Source organism: Bradyrhizobium sp. Mp27 (genome assembly GCF_029953005.1).
In the GTDB taxonomy this organism is placed as follows: domain Bacteria; phylum Pseudomonadota; class Alphaproteobacteria; order Rhizobiales; family Xanthobacteraceae; genus Bradyrhizobium; species Bradyrhizobium barranii.
Window position 1 is genome coordinate 1 of record NZ_JASAUS010000683.1, and the last position, 371, is coordinate 371.

Here is a 371-nt window from a genome sequence, read left to right on the forward strand (position 1 = left end):
GCCAGCCGCAGCGGCACGCCGCCTTTGCGCTTGGGCCGTGCGAGCCGATGATAGCCCTGGTATCCGTCGACCTGAAGGATGCCGTCGAAGCCCTCGAGGATGCGCTCAGCATGGTCACCACCGCGTCCTGGCGCGTAGTGGTAGACCACGATTGGTGGATCAGCGCCGCCGTGGCCGCGATCGTCGCGCAGGACAGCCCACAGATAGCCGGTCTTCGTTCGGCCCCGGCCCGGATCGAGCACAGGCGCCCTGGTCTCGTCTATGAACAAGCGGCCCGATTGCTTCATCACGACGCTCATGCGCTCGACCAGCGGCGCGAGGTGGAAGGCGACCGTTCCCATCCAGTCTGCCAGAACGGCGCGATCGATGAA

The 371-nt window shown here is 66.3% G+C and carries 1 protein-coding gene; it reads right to left on the reverse strand.

Annotated elements, in window-relative coordinates; genetic code table 11:
* Positions 1 to 371 (reverse strand): transposase (locus QJT78_RS52300; RefSeq protein ID WP_281460964.1); only part of this gene is annotated, 371 nt, incomplete at both ends.